The 19,750-nt window shown below is 41.5% G+C and carries 14 protein-coding genes; 8 read left to right on the forward strand and 6 right to left on the reverse strand.

Going from position 1 to position 19,750, the window contains the following annotated elements; all coding sequences use genetic code 11:
• Positions 1–43 precede the first annotated feature (43 nt).
• Complete coding sequence (locus R7127_RS20545) at positions 44–4,237, forward strand: hypothetical protein (RefSeq protein ID WP_318148481.1); 4,194 nt, start codon at positions 44–46, stop codon at positions 4,235–4,237.
• A 529-nt stretch (positions 4,238–4,766) separates the two neighbouring features.
• Here R7127_RS20545 and R7127_RS20550 read toward each other — a convergent pair.
• Both R7127_RS20550 and R7127_RS20555 read right to left on the reverse strand, forming a co-directional pair.
• A complete protein-coding gene (locus tag R7127_RS20550) occupies positions 4,767–6,377 on the reverse strand; it encodes an IS1634 family transposase (RefSeq protein ID WP_212660420.1) in 1,611 nt (536 codons plus the stop codon).
• Between the two features lie 96 nt (positions 6,378–6,473).
• Positions 6,474–7,091, reverse strand: coding sequence for a ZmpA/ZmpB/ZmpC family metallo-endopeptidase-related protein (locus R7127_RS20555; RefSeq protein WP_318148482.1), 618 nt, complete (start codon positions 7,089–7,091; stop codon positions 6,474–6,476).
• A 642-nt stretch (positions 7,092–7,733) separates the two neighbouring features.
• Between R7127_RS20555 and R7127_RS20560 the strand changes: the two genes are divergently transcribed.
• A complete protein-coding gene (locus tag R7127_RS20560; RefSeq protein ID WP_318148483.1) occupies positions 7,734–8,342 on the forward strand; it encodes a hypothetical protein in 609 nt (202 codons plus the stop codon).
• A gap of 468 nt (positions 8,343–8,810) precedes the next feature.
• Here the strand turns inward: R7127_RS20560 and R7127_RS20565 are convergent, their stop codons facing one another.
• Positions 8,811–11,114, reverse strand: coding sequence for a hypothetical protein (locus R7127_RS20565; RefSeq protein ID WP_318148484.1), 2,304 nt, complete (start codon positions 11,112–11,114; stop codon positions 8,811–8,813).
• Between the two features lie 508 nt (positions 11,115–11,622).
• Positions 11,623–11,961: a hypothetical protein gene (locus tag R7127_RS20570; protein WP_318148485.1), complete on the reverse strand. Its 339-nt coding sequence runs from the start codon at positions 11,959–11,961 to the stop codon at positions 11,623–11,625.
• A gap of 580 nt (positions 11,962–12,541) precedes the next feature.
• Here R7127_RS20570 and R7127_RS20575 point away from each other — a divergent pair.
• On the forward strand, positions 12,542–12,970 hold the full coding sequence (locus R7127_RS20575) for a hypothetical protein (protein WP_318148486.1): 429 nt from the start codon (positions 12,542–12,544) through the stop codon (positions 12,968–12,970).
• 45 nt (positions 12,971–13,015) lie between these two features.
• Here the strand turns inward: R7127_RS20575 and R7127_RS20580 are convergent, their stop codons facing one another.
• Positions 13,016–13,486: a hypothetical protein gene (locus tag R7127_RS20580; protein ID WP_318148487.1), complete on the reverse strand. Its 471-nt coding sequence runs from the start codon at positions 13,484–13,486 to the stop codon at positions 13,016–13,018.
• Between the two features lie 118 nt (positions 13,487–13,604).
• Positions 13,605–14,921: a site-specific integrase gene (locus R7127_RS20585; protein WP_318148488.1), complete on the reverse strand. Its 1,317-nt coding sequence runs from the start codon at positions 14,919–14,921 to the stop codon at positions 13,605–13,607.
• A gap of 249 nt (positions 14,922–15,170) precedes the next feature.
• Here R7127_RS20585 and R7127_RS20590 point away from each other — a divergent pair, with 249 nt between their 5' ends.
• The 5 genes from R7127_RS20590 to R7127_RS20610 all read left to right on the forward strand — a co-directional run bounded on the left by R7127_RS20590 (position 15,171) and on the right by R7127_RS20610 (position 19,713).
• A complete protein-coding gene (locus R7127_RS20590; RefSeq protein ID WP_318148489.1) occupies positions 15,171–15,455 on the forward strand; it encodes a hypothetical protein in 285 nt (94 codons plus the stop codon).
• Between the two features lie 138 nt (positions 15,456–15,593).
• Positions 15,594–16,013, forward strand: coding sequence for a hypothetical protein (locus tag R7127_RS20595; protein WP_206953937.1), 420 nt, complete (start codon positions 15,594–15,596; stop codon positions 16,011–16,013).
• Positions 16,014–16,056: 43 nt separating this feature from the next.
• Positions 16,057–17,172, forward strand: a complete 1,116-nt coding sequence (locus tag R7127_RS20600) for a hypothetical protein (RefSeq protein ID WP_318148490.1) — start codon at positions 16,057–16,059, stop codon at positions 17,170–17,172.
• Positions 17,166–17,696 carry a hypothetical protein gene (locus R7127_RS20605; protein WP_318148491.1) on the forward strand — a complete coding sequence of 177 codons (531 nt, stop codon included), beginning with the start codon at positions 17,166–17,168 and terminating at the stop codon, positions 17,694–17,696. The genes R7127_RS20600 and R7127_RS20605 overlap by 7 nt, the downstream gene beginning before the upstream one ends.
• Positions 17,697–18,156: 460 nt before the next feature.
• A complete protein-coding gene (locus tag R7127_RS20610; protein WP_318148492.1) occupies positions 18,157–19,713 on the forward strand; it encodes an EAL domain-containing protein in 1,557 nt (518 codons plus the stop codon).
• Positions 19,714–19,750 lie beyond the last annotated feature (37 nt).

Raw genomic sequence — 19,750 nt, forward strand, 5'->3', positions numbered from 1 at the left:
TTTCCACACTGTTAAATTCTTCCTTGAAAATGGAGGAATATCAGTGATTAAAGAACTTATACCAGTAATAGGGACAGCGGTACTGCTTGCAGGCTGTAATGGTGGCGAAAGCCAAACAGACAACGATGCTGTAGGGGAGGGAGAACAGCAACCAGGAGGAAATGAATCGGAACAATTCATCGCTAACTCCAACATTGTCGGTACTAGCATGATAGCGGTAGCGACAGCGTACCCAGCTGCAGAACCATACAATATAGGTTTGATGGCATCGGATGGCTCCTTAGGAGTTTCACCTCGCTGGACGGTTACAACAGCACCTAAGAATGCACAATACACGATTACATCTCCCAGCTCTGCAACGACAGGCTTTATTGCTGATACTCCTGGAGAGTATGAAATTGAACTGACCGTGAGTAATGAACAGGGTGTTACAAGTACCAGTAGTCACAAGATATCAGTTGTTGAAGACCTCGATGGTGATGGGGTAATTGATTCGAATGATAACGATCTTGACGGTGATGGCTTCTTCAATGAAAACGACCTTTTCCCAAATGATAAAGCATCGCACTCTGATACCAATAGTGATGGCATTAGCAACTATCACGATACAGATGAAGACAAGGATGGTGTTCCTGATTTACTAGACCAGTATCCATTTGACGATTCTAAGAGTGATTTTCCACTCTATGAGGAAAGAGAAACATCGAGCTCAAATAATGGTATCAATGTAGCTGAAACGATTTCTGACTTTCCGTTCAAGTTAACTGGTACGCTATCAAGCGCAACGAACTATGAGCAGGACTATTTTAGATTAAGTCTTCCTACGGGTGCATTAACCTTCAACGTTAAGTTTGGAAGTGACAAATTCTCAGGTAATTTATTGCTAGTCGATGGCAGTGGCAATCCTATTTCCTACAGCCTGAAAAAATTATCTAAATCTCAAATTCTGATTAACGCGGTAAATGCGACGGAAGGTACCTACTACCTCGTTTTAACTCAACCTGAGAATGGTGATGTCATCACTTATTCTGTCAGTGGGTACATCGATACTGACCATGATGGTCTGTCTGATGCAATTGAGTTGGCGATTGATAGTAATCCCAACAATGCCGACTCTGACTCAGATTTAGTTAGTGATCATGTCGAAGCCTATGGCAGTTTGGATAACGACGTGGATCCAGACAATGATGGATTACCGAGCTGGTGGGACTTAGACTCAGACGGCGATAATATTTCTGACACTGTAGAAATGCTTAACACTGCAGCTGACGTAGATAAAGATGGTTATACCAACCATCTCGACCTTGATTCTGACAATAATGGCATAACCGACAGTGTTGAATTTGGTGATGACCCACGAACTCCAGTTAATAGCGATGGTGATTCCATACCGAACTTTCTTGACCTCGATAATGATAATGATGGTGTAGATGACTCAATGGATCCGGCTATGGATACACCGCTCGAACCATTAATGGTGCAGAATCCCATTACGATCAATAGCATTAGTTTTGATGGTCAATTGGTTCGTGAATGTAGAGAGGGGCAGGTACTTACTCTAGATTTATCTGACTCGACTCCATTTGGAGAAGACACACTACTCATTGCAAAAGGATCATCCACCAGCCAAAAGGTTGATATTCCATTCACATGGTCTGACGATGATATTGTTTTCAATTGTGACGATGGTCCATTAGGTTCATCGGTGAATCTGTTTGTTACCGATGGTAACTCCGCGTCGACGGAATACGGTATGAATTTCCGGGATACGGGTGAGCTATTTGTATCCAGTGTAAGTCTCAACGGTTCGTATATTACTCTTAATGGTGTCAATCTTAACCAGGCATTCACACTGAAATGGGATGGTGGCGAATACGACTACGATAATTCCCGATCAAGCGACGATACTCGGGTTAGTTTTTACTTACCAAACAACTTCACAAAAGGATTCTCATACATAGAGTATCTAGATGGTCGAACATCGACGTTCTACGTAAATTATGAAGACCAACAAAATATCGAGTTTGTTGTTAATGAAGTGGAAGGTCTCGATAGAAGTGCTTTATACGCAAGTACAAAGCCAGGTGATGAAACACTAATTGGTTCGGCTAACACTGATATTGATGTGTCATCCGTATCCGGTGATTTGATAACACTGACATTAGAAAAAGCCGATCAGCCGATAAAAGTCGTGGGTTACCTTCCGACTATCCCGGCCGCAAATAACTATACGTTAAACAGCAGTACTACTGGTCTTGGTTTACTATGGACGGTAATGAACAAAGACTGGGTACAAGATGCAGATGCGCTCACGGTTTACAACGATTTACTCGCGCTTCCTGAGATTCAAGCACTAGGTGAGTATGTCTACCAGCAGCTAAGAAATGATGCTGCTTACTTAGCTAAATTCGACTTGTACTCAACAAATGAATATAGAAATGCGTTAATTGCAGTTAGCCAAAAATTACCAAGTTCTCAGAGTAATATTTCCACACAAAAAGTTGATGTCTACCCAAAGGGTGAAACTGATGGATTCACTGTACAACTAGAAGGGGGGGAAGTCATCGTTGATAACGACACCAAGCTTTTCGTAGCGTTTGAGTATGCAGATGACAGTGGAACGCCGTTGTGTGGATTTGGTGATAGCTTATTCAGTCAGAGTTTTGTTGGGCCTCAGTCCTCATACTTGTACTGGGCAGGCCGCGGCAAATGCTATCAAGGAGATTTTTCAGCTTACAAATCAGGTAATGTACGCATTTTAACGCCGGGTTATGACGTGTCATATGACGCCCAACTGACTCCAGCAATGCTGAGCAAAAATGAGAAGAGAATTCGAGAGTTGCTTGCAATGCGATCAATCTCTGAATCTCTAGTACTTCCAGTGTTTAATGGAGCTCTAGATATTATTGGCTTGCAACCGACAAAAGCGGAAAACCTAATCACGGTTCTAAGTGAAACTCCTTGGTTTCTGACGGAAATTGCTGCTTTTTCAACAGGTGGCCAGCAATGGGAGCCGACAAGAGATGCCATTAAACGTAAACTTTATGAAGATGTACTTTCTTATGGCACGTTCTCACAGCTTTTTGTCGAAAAAGTCTTGCGCTCATCATTTGATGCTGGCGAATTAATTAAAAAGAATGCAGTTAAAGCGGTTCCATTTTTTGGGCAGGTCTGGACGGCAGTGCATACTGGAACGGTTGTTGCGGGAACTGGTTTAGAATTAGCTAACTACGGTTATGATATGGCCAACCGTGACACAGTAATCGACTTTACTGTTACGGCTCCAATTGAGATAGAAAGCGTAGAGCCAAGACAGCTCATTGAGCCTGAAGAACCAGTACGCGTAGTAATTAAAGGTGTGGGGATGTACGAATACAAAGAACATTGGTATTCGACTCCTGTCAAACCAACCATAAAAATTACCAACAATACTACCGGTGAAACAGAAGAAATTTCACCATATCATATTGAAGACGACGGTAGCGAAATATGGGCGATGGCTCCACAGAGCTTTTTTATCAAAGGGACAAAATACGACATTGAGGTTACTTCGGCTGAAGATAAAGCCGGTTCGAGTACATTGAATGACGCGATAGAGGTCGTCAACAACGAAACATATATTGATTTCATTGAGGCAGTGGAAGGTAGTCAGTCAAATGAGTTCATGATTAATGGCTATGGCTTCAGCACAATCAGTAGCGACAACCAGATCATGCTAGATGATGAAACACAACTACTAGTTTCAAGTGCATCAGAGACGAGTTTGTTATTTAGGTTACCGGTTGGACTTGAAACTGGTGAGCATACTATAAAGGTCCGAAATACTAAATTCGGTCAAAATGCTGAATGGTCTAATGCGAGTTCGATAGAAGTGTTGTCGAGTAATGTGTCGGCTATCGTTTGTGACAACGGCGGGGCCAAAGACGACAACTACGCGTTAGATATAGACGGCATCCGTGTAGGTCAGACATTTACAACATGGAGTAACTACTGTTTTACTTTCGAGTTAAACCTGTCAGCTGGTTATCACACAGCAACACTTATTGGTTTGGATGCTCCTGATGGTATTGGTACATACTCCATCAGATTTCAAGGCGTCGAAAGTGTTTCTGGCGACTATCAATCAGGTAATGATCTAGAGCCAAGTACGCCGCCTAAACATTATAGATTTAAAGTGGCGGAGCAGGTGACGACTACAAAAGCTGTATCTTTAACCACGCGGTCGATAGCTGAATAGGTAGAAGATGTTAAGTAAAATTAAATCAATAATCCATATGATCTTATTCGGTGTTGAATCTCGGTATATGGAAAAGGAAGGGAAAAAGAAAAGCGTCAATTTTGCTTTTCATGCACTTTGTTTTTTCATTGCCTTGTGCTTCTCACCACTATACGAGCCTAACGTTCAAATTATAGGTGTTACGAGTGGGCGAGGCCCAGGTCCAGGTGGGGATATTTTGTCCGTGGTTGTGCCAATCTTATTGTGTGCAATTCTCTATGCTGGGCGATACAGAGGTGACTTCAAAAATAAACCATCTAAGTCAGTCGTGAGAGAATATAACATACGGTCAGTTTCGTTACTTTTACTCTACGGGCTCTTCTTTTTCACAATGCCGGTTTTGAACAATTATTTCCATTATGGAATTGTCTATTTAAATCCATGTGAATTATTGGTTATTGACGGACGATAAACTAATCAACGCCCTAACTAAGGGCGTTGTCATTTGCTGTATCAGATGACAAGCTTTAACCGACATTCCGCAGCTAATTTAGGAATAAACTACCTCATAGAATCTACCGAGTAATTTGAGTAGTTGTGTTTGATGCTCTTGAAGTCCAGTGATGAACCTTTGGCCGTTGATCTCTAACGTATCAATACCTTCGAACTGCAAGAAGACCCAACGTGCCGTCGGTTTTGCTGTCGTCTTGTTCTTTACCATACTTGGGAAGAACGCTTCGGTTTGTGCGAGTTGCTCTCTGATTTTGTGTTCTAAACTGGCGTAAACAAGCAAACTCAACGTCATTATCATTAGCAACGCTTCAATGCGTTCAGGCTTTTTCAAGAAGATCGATGAGGTTAAAAACTCAGGGCTTTTTAGAAAGCGGAAGCCGCGCTCGACTTTTTGTTGCGATTTGTAATGTTCTAGAAGAGCCGTCATGGTGAGTGCTTCATTGTCGGTGTCATTTGTCGCGAGGATAAACATGCCTACTTTGAGCTTAGCCAGTTTTACTTTTTCCAGGTCGGTGAAGGGGGCGGCTTCGATAAAGTATTGGTATCCTGTCGGCGCTTCATCTGTCTTTGGGCGGCCCGAATGAGAGTAAGTCGGCAGTTTGATGAGAGTGCCTTGTTCAAACCCTAATAAGTCACATTGTTTCTTGAACTCGTTAAACGCTAATTCTGCGTCAACTTCACAAGCGAATGGTTTTTTACTTAGCTTTCCCAGCGCTTTGATTTCTTTTGCTATATTTGCCTCTAAGTTCTTGAAGAAAGTGATTTCTTCCCGCTTGGTGGCTTGTTCACTGTGAACGAGCAACCAACGTTGATTGACCTTTCCGTAATCCGAGTTTACCCAACACCCTGAGTAGCCATGACCGATAGCGCTCAATTGCTCTGGCTCTAGCGCAAGCAGTGCTTGTTTGGCGAGCTTGATGGTCATGGGTACACGGGTAATGAACTTTTGATTTTGCTCATCTAGCGAGGAGATGCTTTCTTCGGTGTACAAAGCGGCATCAGCGATAAAGTAACGACTATTTTGCGCGGCTTTTAGGCAATGTATGTGTCTTTTAGTGACTTCAGCGAATGCCTTGGCATCGTTGGTGTTGCCACTCAGTGCTTGCATGTAAACAGGAATACCTGCTTGGTTTTCACAGATGAGTTCAAGCACGACTTGGTTAAGCTCTGGCCTATGATCCCGACTGTAGCCTCTTACAAGCTTAATGACGTTGGTGTTTTCATCTTGTGCATACTCACCATCGACGTGGAAGCTAGTGATATCAAGATGAACAGAATCCGTCGTCAAGCCCAGTTTATCAACAACACGCTCAGCAATAACCTGATAGAGCGCTGAGACATCGGCTTTGTATAGAGCATCTAAGGTGCGGCCTAGTACATCATCAGTAAGGTGGTGCGCTTCAATGTCTTTGGCGAGTAACTTAGACACAGGCTTGGTCTTAAAAAAGTCCGAGAACATGTGCAATGTTCTGCTATGAAAGCCAAGTCCATTTAGGAGCATGGCCAATACCGCGTCACCATGAGAAACATGGTGGTCAGAATATTTTGGGATAACGGCATCTATCATCCGTGGCAGGCCAATTTCGTGACAAAAGGCGGCAATGAGACCAAGGTGATCTAAGCGTTTAATAACAGGCTGGGTAGACATATTTTGAGGCCGTCAAATAGCAGTAATAGATCAAAACTGTCGATCGCGGTCAAGATGGTGTCGTGGTTTTTATTAACAAACGATCGCTAGATCACACTATTTAAATTCTGGAATTAGCTGCGGAATGACGGTTGAAAACGTACTATGTTTGATTCTCCCAAATAACTGACCGGTTGCACCAGTTGAAGTAACATTCAGGTTTGAATTGCTGACACTTATGTTGGTCCCAATTGTATCATCAGTAGTACCCAACACCATTGCTGCACCAAGGCTCGCTGCAAAAGGAGCGTCAATAACACTGTTGTTAACGTGAACATTGGTTAATTGACTATCATATGCTCGACCTGCGAGGATGCCAATGGTTTTAACATCTTCGGCAATAGAGAGCTCAGCACTATCAAACGTGACATTAGAAATCTCAGAGCCTCTTAGTTGCTCAAAAAGACCAACATTACTGTCTGTTCCTATGATTGTAAGTTGGTTGATGTTAAATCCTTGACCATCGAGCGTACCTTTAAAGATCCCCAAACTAGGTAATTCATGTCCATTGCAGTCGATGTCAGATGTAAGCTGAAATGTTCCGCTAGGATTTTCACTTAGTAGTTCAAGTGACTCGCAGCTATCGATAGTAATTACATCAGCTACAGCTGATGCACTGAAGAAAATAGCGATGGTTGTTGCGATAACTGATTTACTTAAATTAAACTTGATCATGTCTACCTCTATTTAAAATATGGCATTTGCCGTTTAAGTTAAGTGAAAATTATCACCCAGCTTTGTAATCCCGCCATAGGGTGTAATATGATCAGACAATTAAAAGAGCCATAAAATATCACCAGATCAACAAAATCGTTATCTAATTTAAATGTAATCCGATCACGGGTTTGTGTTCGTCTAAATATTTCTAATCATATCGAAGGATTTTAAAAACCAATTTATCATTTGATTTTTTAAATGAGTGTTTATGATTTTCCGACAGATTAAATGTAATTCTAATTAAAGGTGGCAATGATTGGTTACGGTGTCACGCAATGATTTTTCACCATTTATCGGCTTATTATTCTGGAGTACGTGACCATCGATAGATCATAGCCACGTATTAGGAGAGGAATTAAACATAACCTCGAAATGATACGCTTTGACTAATAGCAAGATAGACTATTTGTCGGCTCTGGTTCGAGTTCAAATGTTGATTGGTTAAACTATTTCCAATCCGTCCACTCTACATTACTATCTTCATCTCGGTATCCTTGCATACCGGTTTCGTTATCTACAGAATATGCTCAAAAGAATGTAATTCTGGAGTTTTCAGTATTCCAGTTTCACTCGATACTTTTCGTTACGGATGGGCACAAAATGTCTAAGTACCAGCAACAATTTGAAGAAGCTATCCAGTTCGGCCACGAGCTCTTTGGAAGTGATAGTGTAACAAACAAATCAGCAAATCCTCATGCAGCTAGAATTATGCAGGACGATGAATTCAATGCTAAAACTCATGAATTCATCAATATCATGGTTGATATGTTCTTGAGTGATAGGCACCACTTAATAGGCAAAGACCCTTCATTTCAATGTCATGTAGTGTCGCAACAATTTAAAGAGTTTGTCGACAATTGGAAGGGGGGCGAAATTGTTTGCTCTATTGCAGACCTTCGACTAACGGTAGGGAATATCTTATACAAGGGACATAACATCTATCAGTTGAACAAGAAAAAGTTAAAGGAGATTGTGAATGAAGGGTACGCACTCACAAAGTCTCTCGATCTTCATGTTTGGCTGACTGCATCCGATATGACTGTTTACGATTTAACAATCATCCCGACATTGAAGGAATTGGGTTATGGCATGCAGAGTGATGAAATTTCTGAGTATAAGGTCTGGAACCAAGACGATAAGAAGGGTTTTGATTACGTGCCACTGTTGGTCGACGATAAATTTTCGCGCCGGGTTGATATTTTTAGCTAAGTACTAGGTTTCCTTTTTCAAAGCTCCCAAAATTTGGGAGCTTTTTTTTGCGTATAATTCTGCTCAAACCACTAATTTATAAAAAAGTTACGTTGTCACTTATCACGCGCCGAGGGCTGAACATTATTACCTTCGATAAATGTCATTAACGAAGGTAATCAAAATAATTTGATAGAATGCATGAAAACTTTAGTTTTTATGTGTTTGTTTGCTGGTGGCTTTGACTGCTTATGCCAGGTTCGTTTAGTGCACGACTTATGTAGCTTGATAGGTATAAACAGCTACCTGTTCGGGGTATCAGAACGTTTTAGTCCGTACTGTATGAGTTTTTAATTTTCCAAGAAACACAACTACTACAATATTAAAAATTGATGTTTAAAATGAATTTAATTGAAGAAGGGGGGATGTTAGAAGTTAAAGATCAAAGTAAAAGCCATGCTAGTTAATGCATGGCTATGACGTTTTTTGTTAGTCGTGTTTATCTAACATATTGGCTAACTCAGTAAGTGTCAGGTTCGCACTGCCTCTACCTTCTTCTTTGTTATAGCCGCGGCCCCAACATACCCAAGGATATTGCATGTTTGAGGACCAGCGAGTATGTACTTCATCAAGGCCATAGGTTGGGAAGAATGCCCCAAAACTTGAGGTTGTATTCTGAAATTTGAATAGCATTTTAGCTTTACGATCTTCTCGTGCTGGGCGGTCTTCGTATTCCATGTAGGCACCGTTGGTACCAATTTTCGATGCGTTTAATGTAGAGTCGAGTGATTCTACAGACACTAAACTGAATCCTCCCATGTTACTGAAAGTATAGTTTTCTTCGTGTTTGAATCCGTAGCCATAGCTTTCGCCATAGCTCAACTCTCCGTACTCTGGAAGAACTACTGGAATATCAGGATCTGTGTATTTGCTGCTTCCTACGCACTGACGAGTCTCGTACACAGTTAGTGTTACCTTATCCGGATGGTCATAAAGTTCGAAAGTACGCGAGTCGAAATTCAATGAAGATTCTACGTTTAGGCCAGATAGGGTGCCACTGAACGCACTGACTTTTGCTTTAGCAGCCACGTACCCTTTCATTCCCATGTTTGCATCAATGGTTGAAAAAGCAGGAATCGCCGGACTAGAAGCTCCACCTTTTAACTGAACGTAGCTGGCTTTAGTGGAAACTTGGCCAGCAATTTCGATTGTTACTTCAACTGAATCCCCAATTTTTGCAATTGGAAATACTCCTAAATTTGTATCGAGTTGAGTTTTAATTTCATCTGTTGAGGTGTTGATACCTAATTCTATATTAAATAACTCTTCACCTTTTTGAGTAATCTTTGAGTGTGAGTCAATTGACGCTTCTAATGTTGGTTGGAAGTATCTTCCGTAAGAAGCTACCAAGCTTGCATCAGCGTTAGCTTTAATACCTACTTCTGTGGTGACTTTCATAGGAACGCTAATCTTTGTTTTCAAGCCCACATTAGGTTCAAGTTTAAGTACAGTGCCTTTCACTGGCAGATCAATCTTTGGAAGTGGCCAAAACGCGTTGAACTGTAAATCTTTTGCAGATGCTTCCGCTTTCAGGTCTACAGAACCAGAGTAATTACACGAGACAGTAGTCTTTGGGCGGCTTGATAATTCAAAACGAGCACTACAGAGCACTGAGCTTAATTTGATAGGAGAACATGCCGAAGCTTTCAGGTAACCATTACTCACTTCAACACATTTTTTAAATTCTGATCCAGTTGCTTGTGTAGCTAAAACATCAGGAGCCGAAACTGTAAAGCTATTTTGGTGGGTAACTGATTGTGCACGAATACGTGAAGTTAAAGTGTTTAGAGATTCATCATCAATATCTTTAATGCGAAGTGATACTACGAGCGGAGCATCGGGTGAATAGAGTTCATATTCTTTTGCTTCAACCAAAGCTTTCGTGCTGTCTTGGGTCTCACGCACAATCATGAATGTACCATCACGATCGATGATTTGGCCATCATCATAACTGTAAGCATCAGGGTTGCTGTCGGTTACGTAAGTTGCTAGTTCAGGCAGTTTGTCGGCTACCACATAGTCGTAGTGTTCAGAATATGTGATTGCCCCAGAGTCAGATTTTACCGACAGCTCTAGGCGGTAGGTTTCACCTGGGAGAACTCTTGTACTTTCTGTAGTAGTTAGAGTGGTTAGGGTATCAATGTCGTTTGATGGTTCCCCATCAATTAAGCGCGTGACAGTAAGCGTGTACTCTGGATTAGATGCCGGATTACCTGCGTTGTCTGTTGCTGCCAACCATTCGACAGTCATAAGGCTGGTTTCATCTACTGTGATGGTGTTGATACCGTTCAATGTTAGGTTATTACCACCAGCCACAGATAAGGTAGTACTGATTGTTCCTTGCTCGGATTGGTCATCTGTTTCACCCCTGATTTCAATGTTCAAATTCCCGCCAGAATCTGAGACTGGTGCGACAACATATGCCCCCTTCGACACTTTACTTAACACAGGAGCCTTTAAGACTCCTGAGTCTGTAATTCCCCAGGAGAGATCAACATTTTCTGGTATGTTACCAATGATTGGGATGTATAGTCGGTCACCAGATTGCGCCGCGAACTCAGAGCTTACACATAGCTTCTCGGATGCAAGTGTCATACATGAATTTGAATCTACGGTGCCACCGCCGTTTCCGTTTGGATCGGTAGTAGAATTGTCACTACTACTATCACCACCGCCACAGGCTGAGAGGATGCTTGCACTAAGCAATGCAAAGGATAGTTTTTTGAGTTTCATTATTTTAATGCTCTGTTTTTACTAACAATAACGTCAATTATTGAACTTGACGGAAAGTTGTATGATCACCGAAAAATAAAATTGCACAAGGCCATTAAATGAATTTCATACTTCACTGCAAATAAATCTAGTTTTATTGGTCGTTATATGTTCATTTTTCAGTAATGTACTTAAAAAATAGATGTTTGGCATGAACAGTCAGTTTCTTAGTAGAAGTAGAAATTGCCTAGACAGGAAGATAGGACATTGAAAGTGTCGGAAATTGTTGTGCGAATACTATACGGTTCATATTGATTTACTGAATTAAGATCACGATAGGGTTTTGATAATAGTTGAACGCTAAGTTTTAATATCGTAGTATTCGCTTTGTGTTGCGATTGCATAGGCAACTCATTAAACGAATTGATACCAGGCTCGTATTTTATTCATTACTTATTTATTAGAGGATAGACTCTCTACTTTAGCACCCACTCTTTGAGTGGTGGGTGCACTTTTTCCAATCAGAAAACTATTCAATTTCACCCCGATATACCGCAATCATTTCAACACCATCACTTAATCCGACTGGATTAATCTCGACTAAGTAATTAGCTCCATTTCTTAAGGCTGTTTGTGACCAATGATCTAGCTTTTCATCTTGGGTGATGTCTAACCGGTCTTTCGAGAAAATGTATCCCACCAACCTGCTATCTTCTGGTAGATGAAGCACAGTGGTCCAGTGGAACGGGGTATTGGATGGTAGCCTTTCATACTTCGTTAGGCAGTCATGGAAAAATTGCCAATTCTTTTGGTCATGTTGAGCAGTGAGTTTCGATTTCTCAACAAGGATAGTGCAGTCTTCAGTCAAACCCTTACCCTTGAGTTTTGATGTGTCCAGGATGTAATTAGTAGGAGTGCTAAACGTGCTGCATGCCCCTAGTAGTGATGTTAATAGAATGACACCGACAGCTTTATTCATTTTTTCCTCACAATGTATTCGTAGTATGGGTTTTAATCTGCTCTTTGATGAGAACCACTGTAAGTCTTCAAGCAAGCGCATTTCAATGCTCAATTTCTCAAAATTAAGTGTAATGGATTTTGTAATTATGGTGGTCAAAATGTTGGTGTATTCATAATAATGACTACGAATTCAAAAAAAATTGTATTTACCCCGTAAATTTTCTCACCGATAGCTTAGATATGCAGCCAGTATTTATTCGTAATATGGGCGCCATTGCAGATGATAGGTGTTTTTATGTTAGAGATCACAATGCGAGCTACATCAATCGGTTACTTTATCGAATATCGCTAATGCGGTAGATGACTGAAGGAATTCAACTTGATAAAGTTAAAAGACCAAAGTCTCCATTTGTTGGCTTGTTCGGTTGATTCGTATCCGTCAATTAAGAATTATAAAATTTCTATGATGTAAACTTTTAGGGACCATAGTGAAAAGAAAAAATGTCGGCTTATTAGTTCTTTTACTTCTGTTTGGATGTAATAAGGAATTTGAAACTATCACTTTAGCTGACAATACTGTCATACATGAGGGCGACATGATCGCTGCCGAACTAGGAAACCTCTATAGCGTAAAGGTAAACAAACTGCTGGGTCACTCTCCAGAAAACTGCTTTTTCGATACCTTTTCCGCAAAGCTTGATAAATTTACTCACCGTGTAAATTATGAGTTTCTTTCTATGACATGTGGTGATCGGTCGGCCAGTATGAAAGGCTACGCGGTGAGCAATGATACCGCTTTAGGATTGAAGGTCGATATTGAAAGTGGTGAAACCGTTGTTACTGATAGGCATTTCAATATTATAGTGACACAGGAATTGGATTTAAGTGAAATGAAACTGGAAGTCGAGCGTATATAAACTGCCAGTTAGAGCCATTTTTGAGGTAGGTTTAAAAACATAAACCTATTTTTGATTTGCGTTTTCTCGATTCCATACAGCGTTCTTGTTTAAAATAATCAGCTCTTCTTCAACATAATTTCTCAATGACTCTGGCTCAATGGGTAGATAAGCCACTTTGATTAAGTTACCTTCACGAACTGACTTTTGTACCTCTTTTAACTTTGCACCTGTGGCAGAGTGCTTTTTAATCAAATGATTTCTCAGCCGTTGCCTTGCTAGATGACGACTTGTTTTCCCAATGTATTTCAGGGTTGTCTCTCCACTTTCTTTTTTACACTCGAAGATAGCGTAAATGTTTGCTGTGCCAGAAATCGAGTTAAGAAGAGAGTCATTCTCTATTGAAATAGAATCTGTATCCCAAGTATTTAGTGCAGTGCTCGGGTACTGTACAAGGTTATGGTTTTCCTCGTTATGCAGAAAATCATTTACTGAAAGAATGAACTCATTTAATTCTTTCATCCATTCGAATTTCATTTTCGCTTCCTTCGTCAATCGTAAGTGTACTTACTTTATTCTACACAGTTAAGTTACTAGACAGTGACCTAACTGTGTATACACAAGTTGATCAGATTACACCAAACAAAAAGCGTTCCTAATCAAGTGGATTCAACTTCTTAGTTTTAGCACTATGATGTCGCTCAGCTCTTGTTGTGTGTAGGTAACGTGACGTCACATCAATGCTCTCGTGACCGGCATCCGCTTGGACGTGTTGCAAAGGTCGCCCATTTGCGATGTCATGAGATATACCAGTATGTCGAATACTATGGACAGTCAGCACTCTTATCTCTGCCGCGTCTTCCATTAATCCATCCGTTTCAAATCGCTCTGCAGTTTTATCGAGAACCTCTTGTATTATTTCTCTGATTTGTCGAATACCTAAGTTGGCATTCAATATACCTTCTTCGCGGCCATGAGATGCAGCTCGGTGACGGACAAAGAGGGGTTCGTCATCTGTCGGGCTTGGCATTTCAGGGAGTTTGCGGAAAGTCCGGTACCTGATCAATGCGTCCTTAAGCTCGTCAGATACTGCCACAGTTCGACGTTTGCCACCTTTGGACTTTGGAATAAAGAAGCCAAGGTAACCCGTCTTTTTGTCTCTTCGGAACTGGGACATAACCGGCGCATAGCCCGGTCGAGCTCCAATTTCTGAGATACGGCAGTAAGTGCCGTACAATAGCTTAACCAGGAACAGAGTTCTCTCATGGGTCTGTGGATCTTCTTGCGCCATCTCTTCGACGGTATCCATGACATATGACCACTGCAGATCGGAAAAAAACTTCATTTCGTCGTCATCTTCACCGGCTGCGGTTGATTGAGACTTGGCTTTGTATTTACCAAATTTCAAAACGATCGCGGCTGGGTTTGCGTCGCAATACTCTTCGGCATTTAAATACTGGAAGAATAGGCTCAAGATGCTGAGTTTTTGATGTGCAGCATTGGCAGAGAGTTTGTATTTGATTTCGTTGATGTCAGACGTTGATGACTTAGGTTTTGATTTACGGAATAAGCGCCACTTGAAATTAGGCACGTTCTCGCCAATTCCTTTGTTATAGACGAACTGAGCAGCGTTGTAAGTACCGATCAATTCTTCTGGCGGGTTTTCACACCATTCAATGTATTCGCGCATTCTGGCACGGTTAACCATCGAAACAGGCATACCTTGGACTGACCAGCACCAATGAAGAAACGTGTTTATTTCAGCGCGGTATGCTTTGAAGTTGTTATAGGAATCTTTTTGCTCTGAAAGCCAGGCTATGGCGTGTTCGTATAACTCGCCAGCATCTTCAACAATGTTGATCGTCAAGTGTGCCACGAACTCGTTAATATATGGGCTAGGGTTGTCTAATTCCTCTGCCGAGCCAAATAGTGGCATCGCAGGAGGTAACGGAATCGAATGTCTTATATTCAACGCTTTCTCACCTGTTAATTCGTACAGCTATATCTTACCACTCTTTACGTTACTCATGCCTGTAAGCCCTGAGTTTTGTTGTAAATAATAAAAATGGCCTGTTTTTCATGTCTATTTAACGCTCGATATTAAACATGTAAGACAATTGATGTATTATGCGACAAGAAACTGATTTATGAAACGAACATTGTTTGAAAGCACCTGTGGTTGAACAACGGACAGATGTTTTTGAACTTTAAGGACAGTTAGATGACTGCAAATAGAAAAACTCTTGAACAAGAATGGCCTCAAATAGCTGACTTTGTAGAAAGTTTGCAAGTGGAAAACATTCAGCAGAGTCCAGTTTGCACTACTGACTCAACTGGGAATTCGTCAACTAATTTTGTCCGGGTACACCTCTCTGATATTGAAAAGGGCCTTTTGGATACTTCTCCAGTACCTAGAGGAAACTGGCGAAGCTATTGGGTGATGAATTTAAACCGACAGCCAAGCAGCTGCAGATTGCCGAGAGGATTTGGTAAGTTTGATGTTTAGCTATGCGTTAATCTCTAATGGTGCACATTCTCTTTATCTCTCTGACTATCACGAGGCACCCCAATGACCCCTTACCACAAGCAATTCGGGCAGTGGGTATCGGTAAATGATTCTCTCCCGGATTCCGATGGAAAGTATATGTGTAAGATCGATAGGCTGGGTGAAGAATTTGAAGCCATGCGTCTACTCAAATCAAACCATTGGTTCGGTGGATGCCGCCCGTTCAGTGATAACGACAAAGTAAAATCGTGGTATCGCCACCAAGTATTCAACATTTTCCAGCAGGAGGCCGACACCGCACAGTCGGAATTTGAGTTTGCCTTACAACTCGGCCTCTGCATTGAAGCTTTGACAGAAAAAGAAGTATGCGCTGAGTTGTTCATCGATGTCATTAGCGACAGAAACGTCTTAGCGAAAATGCTTAAACAAGAGACCCCCGCAGCCGTGATAAGCATGGCAAATCGTTTCTTGGATATGGATAGTGATCGGTACAGCATCGTTCTAAGTGCGCCGATGGCCGCATTATCTCAACATGTCCGTAGTTGTGCGACTGCGTAGTTGTGTGAGCATTACCAAGTGTTTTAATTAAAGGACATTTTTCATGACTTCTTATACACGTCAGATTGTCTCTGTAGACAATCTATTTAGACTCTCTAGAGATGTTTTATCGTTGCAATCACTTTTGGGGTTTCTTAGTCATCAAGCAGCTCATCCTGGTGTAGAAACGACGCCGGAATTAGCTTTCCAGTTTAAGCCAAGTTTGGCATTAACGAGTGATATCTTTGCTCAAGCTCTTGGTTATGACAATCACGCCGCAGTTATCAAGCATGCTAAAACCGTAGCGGGCACCCATTACCCAGCGTTTATGGACCGCCAGTTCGAATCAAACTTGTTCAACCTTGTACTGAAAGAAATGAGCCAGTACTTCAAGGAATTACCACGTAATCCCGATGAACTAGAAATGGTCGCCCAAATGGTGAATAGTTTCTGTCTCATTTTAGCAAATGAAGACTCGCGTTCGCTTGAAGTAATTGTTGGTGGCTCATACACGGGGAAAACACTGTATCTTACTCAATGGCTGGTGGAATACGCAGAGGCAAACAGCAAAGTAATGCAAATTCCTGTTGTGGTGTTTGGTTTACCGTCACTTTTTGAGAATTTAGTTAAACACCGCCCGGACCTATTTGAAAGTGACGCGGTAACGCACATCAAGGTAGATTTAGATTGCAATAATATGCCTTCGTCACCAACAGGAACACCAATCACATTCATTGAAATTGATTGGCTTAGTAGTAAGGGGTATGACGATGAACGTTTATATTCTCTAGCATCAATGTTGGCTGAAAACGATAAAACCATGTGGGCAGTCTTCGATGAAACTATGCAATTCATACCAGCTGTCGTTGCATTTAAAAACTCGCATCACAACATATTGGCGACTGAGCAAGTTGGTTTTAGCAACGATGATGGCCAAACGCTATTCTCCCCAACCGAATTTACTTGGCGTTTAATCGATCCGAAGTCACTTATCCGATTTTTGACTGCGATCGGTAGTTTTCAGGACGGGCAGGCTGATGAGATGGCGGAACGTTTAATGCCATTACATCCGTCGGGCGTAGCTGCGCGTATGGCCCATACGCTGATAAAAAATAGTGGCCTTCTGACATTGCCATATGCACTGAATGAAAAGGTCTTCTATGAGGGATTTAAATGTTAGGTTTCATCGACTTCTTCATAAACTTGGGCCTCGCAGTTTTTGTTGGTCTTAAGGTGGAATCAGTAAGGGCTGCTATCGTTTTTCTATGCTGTTATGTAGTGGTGACCCTCTATGTTAAAAGCAAAGAAAAAAATGACTTAGGGGTACCTGCTTGTTTGTTTCTTTGGGGAGCTAAAGAAGCGTTCACATTGTTACTGACGGTGATGTTAAATTGGCTGATAGATGCCGTAATAGGTCTCTTTCCGTATGCTGCAAAGGCAGGACAAGTGACCAGCTCTAAGGATGAGTTTAGCTACAATAATGCACCAGAATGTGTTCAAACAATTCTGATGCCAAACCCTGACGTGATACCTGAGCATGCTGCACAAACAGAGAGCTTCATTAATCAACTAGAGACTTACAGCAATGCCTTTGGTTTAACAGCAGTTCAGTTAACGTTTTACGTGTACCTAACAACCAAAGTGGTTTGGTTCGCATTCAAGACCTTTCAATACCGAAAAGCGAATAAAAACAGCAAGCGCTGAAATTAGAAAACTCGCCACTGGAAAAGAAGAGAAAAAAACCGAGTTGTATATCTCGGTTTTTTTCTGAGTTGGGATAGCTTGACTAAATTTGTCTTTATTTAAAACTCATGGGTCTGAATCTGAAATTCAGAACCTCCTAGTAACGCTAGGGAGAGTGCAGCTGCTGTGAGTTTCTGTTTGAAGTGATTCTTTTTCATACGCGATACCCCGATTTTTGCAGTTGTTTTTTTTGATTTACTCTCTTTTTCAGTTTTGATAGTTAGCGGCGAGCTTGCTTTTAAACAAGCTTCGAATTTCGTGTGCTCAGTGATGTTGTACGTTGCACAGATGCTGCTTTCTATAGCGGGTTCAGACCGATGAGCTTTAATACGCCCATGATACTACGGTTTACGTAGTGCCTAAACATTTTTCATAAGCAGTATGCGAATATTAGTTATGTTGATATTCTCAGTGGCTATATGTGATTGGTGTAGCGATATATTCCGTATGGGCGGGTGAAGATTTGAAATTGATAGTGAAAATGAAGCTGAGTGGCATTTTCTTGCTGGCCTTTACTGTAATGCTGAGCGTGGCTTCATTCTTCTCGTATGAACTGCAGAAGGTGGAGCAGGAGAATTTTGCATCTGAGGTACTAGCAAATACGGAAAGGGTCACACACCAGTTAATCACGGTGTTATCAGCAGCAAATGATCTGGATGACTTTACCTGCACAAATGACCATATCAATACGTTACGTGAACTTGTCCAGGCTCACTCCGATGTTTTTGACGCAGGTTTTATCGACCGCGGTACGGTGCACTGCACAGCGAACTGGGGAGTAATAAAACCGATCAAGATAAAAGCGCAGGATGTTGGGGTGCTGGATAGCTACCGATTTTTCTCAAATGAAGAAAACCTTTATCGTGTACCAGCGGATTACAATATAACAGTTAAAGGTAACTTTTTTGCAGTTAACTTGACCACCCCATACTCACACATTCTTAAAGAGCTACCTCAATTTCAGTTTCAGATCTATTCAAAAACCGTGGACCATGTATTTGACGAGTACACGCCCCCGCATTCAGGAAGTAGCTACTTTGGATTTTCCCTCAATACGGATGCCTGTAGTTCACTATATAGCTACTGTGTCAAAACGGTAAATGATAGGGCTGGGCTTCCTTACTATAGCGAACAAACAAACATAATCGTCGTTATAATCATCCTGACGATGTGCTTTCTAATTACTTACATATCAAAACTGAACATCGCCAACCGACAGTCCATCGAAGCTCGTTTCAGAAAGGCTCTAAGTGATCAGTCACTGAACATGGAATATCAACCTTTGGTTAGTATTAGGAACGGCAAAATAGAGGCCGTAGAGTCACTTGTAAGGTGGACCGACGATGTTTATGGGCGAGTATCACCGGAACTATTCATTAGCATTGCTGAAAAGCTGTCTTTGTACCCTTATTTAGCGCGCTTCACCACGAAACGAGCGCTCTCTGATATGGCGCAAGTGTTACGCAAAGACCCTGAGTTTTCATTAGGTATTAACATTGGCAGTTATGAAATCCGTGAGCGTGAATATCTGGACTTCTTAACCGCGGTTGTCAGTTCGCTCGGCGTCACTCCTAGTCAAATTAAAATTGAGATTACCGAAAATCTCGATGTCGAGTTGGCAGAAATTTCTGACTTCTCCAAACGAGCTCAGGAACTAGGTTTTATGGTGGTTCTAGATGATTTTGGCACGGGGATATCAAATCTGGTTTGGTTAACTGAAGTCAATTTCGATTACATCAAAATTGACCGCGTATTCGTGAATGCTTTGAACTTCGACATCAAGGAGGGTATGGCCAGAGCGGTCATGGATCTTGTAACCAATCTTGGTAAGGAGGTCGTGTTTGAAGGTGTCGAGACAAAACGTGAGTACGACCTGATCATTGAGAACTGTAGGGAAGGATATGTGCAAGGGTGGTACTTTTACAGGTCAATGCCAAGGACAGAATTGTTGTCGCTGCTGGACAAAGAGAAATCTTAAAGCAAATGAAGAAAGGAGCCTCGGTTCCTTTTTCTGT

The sequence above is a fragment of the Vibrio sp. 1159 genome (assembly GCF_033340395.1).
Lineage (GTDB): Bacteria > Pseudomonadota > Gammaproteobacteria > Enterobacterales > Vibrionaceae > Vibrio > Vibrio alginolyticus.

Coding starts and splice junctions, on each gene's coding strand:
- R7127_RS20580 (WP_318148487.1), bottom strand. CDS start 13,486: ATGAAATTCGAATGGATGAAAGAATTAAATGAGTTCATTCTTTCAGTA.
- R7127_RS20555 (WP_318148482.1), bottom strand. CDS start 7,091: ATGATCAAGTTTAATTTAAGTAAATCAGTTATCGCAACAACCATCGCT.
- R7127_RS20565 (WP_318148484.1), bottom strand. CDS start 11,114: ATGAAACTCAAAAAACTATCCTTTGCATTGCTTAGTGCAAGCATCCTC.
- R7127_RS20560 (WP_318148483.1), top strand. CDS start 7,734: ATGTCTAAGTACCAGCAACAATTTGAAGAAGCTATCCAGTTCGGCCAC.
- R7127_RS20590 (WP_318148489.1), top strand. CDS start 15,171: ATGACTGCAAATAGAAAAACTCTTGAACAAGAATGGCCTCAAATAGCT.
- R7127_RS20605 (WP_318148491.1), top strand. CDS start 17,166: ATGTTAGGTTTCATCGACTTCTTCATAAACTTGGGCCTCGCAGTTTTT.
- R7127_RS20550 (WP_212660420.1), bottom strand. CDS start 6,377: ATGTCTACCCAGCCTGTTATTAAACGCTTAGATCACCTTGGTCTCATT.
- R7127_RS20595 (WP_206953937.1), top strand. CDS start 15,594: ATGTGTAAGATCGATAGGCTGGGTGAAGAATTTGAAGCCATGCGTCTA.
- R7127_RS20600 (WP_318148490.1), top strand. CDS start 16,057: ATGACTTCTTATACACGTCAGATTGTCTCTGTAGACAATCTATTTAGA.